Source organism: Vibrio sp. 1978 (assembly GCF_033344345.1).
The window spans coordinates 1-1,123 of the sequence record NZ_JAWPOP010000138.1; the positions used below are offsets into that span (position 1 = coordinate 1).

The window sequence follows — 1,123 nt, forward strand, 5'->3', positions numbered from 1 at the left end:
GATTTGGTTAATCACGCCGCCAGAGATGCTGTCGAGCTTCGACATTGCGATTTCGGATTGGGGCATGATCATGAGTGTGGTGGCGAACGCGGTGTGTTTTGTCGCGGTGTCTCTGGCGACGCGTCCAAGCCTAAGTGAGCGCTTACAGTCGGCGTCTTTTGTCGGAACACCGCTGCCTGAAAGCGAAAACATCAGCTTGTACCAAAGTCGAGTTACCGTGGCTGAGCTGGAAATGCTTGCCTCGCGCTTTGTTGGCCGCACTCGGGTGAAAGTGGCTTTCCAAGCCTATTGGAGCCAGCAGCGAGAGGAGTTGTTACCGAACCAACAAGCGCCGTCTTCGTTGATTCGTCACACTGAGCGCGTGTTGGCAGGGGTGTTTGGTGCCTCTTCCGCTAAGTTAGTACTTACTTCTGCGTTGCAAGGCAGAAATATGCAGCTTGAAGAAGTCGCAACCATCGTTGATGAAGCATCCGAGTTGTACGACTTTAGCCGCGGATTACTCCAAGGGGCGATTGAACATATCGGCCAAGGGATTGCGGTGGTCGACAAACAACTGCGGCTGGTGGCGTGGAACCAGCGTTACCTAGAGCTGTTTGTATTCCCACCCGGATTGATTCAAGTCGGCCGACCGATTGCTGATGTGATTCGCCACAATGCTGAGCAAGGTTTGTGTGGCCCCGGCGATCCAGAAGACCACGTACGCCGCCGCGTGTATCACCTTGAACAAGGTACGCGACATACCTCTTCCCGTGTGCGTCCTGATGGACGAGTGATTGAAGTGCAGGGCAACCCGATGCCCGGCGGTGGTTTTGTAATGAGCTTTACGGACATCACCGTATTCCGCGATGCCGAGCAAGCGCTGAAAGACGCCAATGAAACGTTAGAAGAGCGAGTGCGCGCGCGCACCAGAGAGTTGGAGCAACTCAACAAACAGTTGGTGGCAGCGACGCAGCGTTCGGATTTGGAGTCGAAATCGAAATCGCGTTTTTTAGCGGCCGTGAGTCACGACTTGATGCAGCCGCTCAATGCCGCCCGTTTGTTTGCGTCTTCACTTTCTGAAGTAGCCAAAGACAGCGAAACTCGCAAGTTGTCGGCACATATCGAAAGTGCGTTAGGCGCGGCA

1 protein-coding gene is annotated in these 1,123 nt (G+C 54.4%); it reads left to right on the forward strand.

The window, feature by feature from the left end:
* On the forward strand, positions 1 to 1,123 hold a 1,123-nt coding region (locus R8N49_RS25055; RefSeq protein ID WP_318190202.1), incomplete at both ends, for a PAS-domain containing protein.